Source organism: Variovorax sp. 20P10.2.4 (assembly GCF_058244205.1).
The window spans coordinates 1-2,239 of sequence record NZ_JBZAYE010000920.1; the positions used below are offsets into that span (position 1 = coordinate 1).

2 protein-coding genes are annotated in these 2,239 nt (G+C 70.8%); both read left to right on the plus strand.

Annotated elements, in window-relative coordinates:
- Positions 1-2,002 (plus strand): phosphocholine-specific phospholipase C (locus AC27VN_RS39415; protein WP_490880207.1); only part of this gene is annotated, 2,002 nt, incomplete at its 5' end.
- Between the two features lie 83 nt (positions 2,003-2,085).
- A partial coding sequence (locus tag AC27VN_RS39420; protein WP_490880208.1) for a DeoR family transcriptional regulator occupies positions 2,086-2,239 on the plus strand: 154 nt, incomplete at its 3' end.

Here is a 2,239-nt window from a genome sequence, read left to right on the forward strand (position 1 = left end):
GGCGATTCCCGCCACGCAGGAGACCGGCACCATCAGCGACGTCAAGCACGTCGTGATCTTCATGCAGGAGAACCGCTCCTTCGACCACTACTTCGGCACCCTGCGCGGCGTGCGCGGCTTCGGCGACCGCTTCCCGGTGCCGCTGTCCAACGGCAAGCCGGTGTGGCAGCAGCCGCCGACCACGGGCAGCGGCACCTGCGTGCCCTTCCGCTACGACACCACCGCCACCAGCGCGCAGCGCACCACCGGCATGGCCCACAGCTGGTCCGACGGCCAGCAGGCCTGGAACGGCGGGCGCATGAACCAGTGGGTGGCAGCCAAGACGGCGCGCGCGCTCGGCTACTACACGCAGAGCGACATCGCCTACCAGTTCGCGCTGGCCGATGCCTTCACCTTGTGCGACGCCTACCACTGCAGCGAGCTCACCGGCACCAACTCGAACCGCCTGTTCCTCTGGAGCGGCACCAACGACCCGCTGGGACAGGGCGGCGGCCCCGCGATCGACAACTCGAACGACGACCTCGCCAACGCGCCCGGCTACGACTGGACCACCTACCCCGAGCGCCTGGAACAGGCCGGCGTGAGCTGGCAGATCTACCAGGACATGGCCGACAACTACACCGACAACCCGCTCGAGGGCTTCACCAGCTTCCGCAAGGCCTACTACGCGGCCGAGCCGACCGAGGCGCAGCGCTCGCTCAAGGCGCGCGGCCTGTCGACGCGCTCGATCGACGCCCTGGCCGACGACGTGAAGGCCGGCCGCCTGCCGCAGGTGAGCTGGATCGTGGCGCCCGAGAAGTACTCGGAGCATCCCGGCCCCTCGTCGCCGCTGTGGGGCGCCGAATACACCGAGCGCGTGCTGAACGCCCTCACGGCCGATCCCGCGGTCTGGAGCCAGACCGTGCTGTTCATCATGTTCGACGAGAACGACGGCTACTTCGACCACATGCCGCCGCCCTCGATCCCCTCGCTGAACGCCGACGGCAGCGAGGCCGGCATGAGCACGGTGTCGACGCTGGGCGAGCGCAACGACCTCAAGGCGCCCTACCGCGGTTCGCCCTTCGGCATGGGCTGGCGCGTGCCGATGTACGTGGTGTCGCCCTGGAGCCGCGGCGGCTGGGTCAACTCGCAGGTGGCCGACCACACCTCGGTGGTGCGCTTCCTCGAGACGCGCTTCGGCGTGATGGAGCCCAACATCAGCCCCTGGCGGCGCGCGGTCGCGGGCGACCTCAGCACCTGCTTCGACTTCGCCACGCCCAATGCCGCGCTGCCCGCGCTGCCGCACATCGACGGCAAGGCGGCCGACGATGCCATCGCGAAGCAGCTGCTGCTGCCCACCCCGGTCGCGCCCGCGCCCGGCACCGGCACCCTGCCGCAGCAGGCCACCGGCGTGCGCTACTCGCGCGCCCTGCCCTACGAACTGCACACCAGCGGCCGGCCCGACGTGGCGCAGCAGAAGTTCTGGCTGGTGTTCGGCAACACCGGCGGCGCCGGCGCGGTGTTCCATGTCTACGACCATCTCGCGCTCGACAAGGTGCCGCGTCGCTACACGGTGGAGCCCGGCAAGATGCTCAACGACGCCTGGGCGGTGGCGGCCGGCGGGCGCTACGACCTCTCGGTGTTCGGCCCCAACGGCTACTTCCGGCGCTTCGGCGGCAAGCTGCCGGCCGCGCTCGCGGGCGGCACGGCGCTGCCCGAGGTGCGCGTCTGCTACGACGCCGCCAACGGCGACGTGCACCTGGAGATGCACAACCTCGGCAACATCAGCTGCACCGTCGCGGTGGCGCCGAATGCCTACCGCACCGACGGCCCCTGGTCCTTCGCGCTCGCGCCGGGCCAGGTGGTGGTGCAGAAGTGGGACCTTGCGCCCGCGAAGCACTGGTACGACTTCAGCGTGACGGCCAACGTGGACGACGGCACCAGCTACCTGCGCCGCTTCGCGGGCCGCGTGGAGAACGGCAGCCACGGCATCAGCGATCCGGCGATGGGCCAGGCGGCCTGAGCGTCACGCGCCGCCCGCACGCCTCCCGCACAATGGCGCCGGTCCGCCACCGGCGCCATCGCTCCCTCTCCCATCGGCATCCCATGCTCCAAGAAGAACGATTCCTGCGCATCCGCAGCCTGCTGGCCACCTTCTCGCGCCTGAGCGTCGAGCGGATCATGCAGGACCTCGCGGTCTCGCGCGAAACCGTGCGCCGCGACCTGCTCGAGCTCGAGGGCCTGGGCGAGCTGCGGCGGG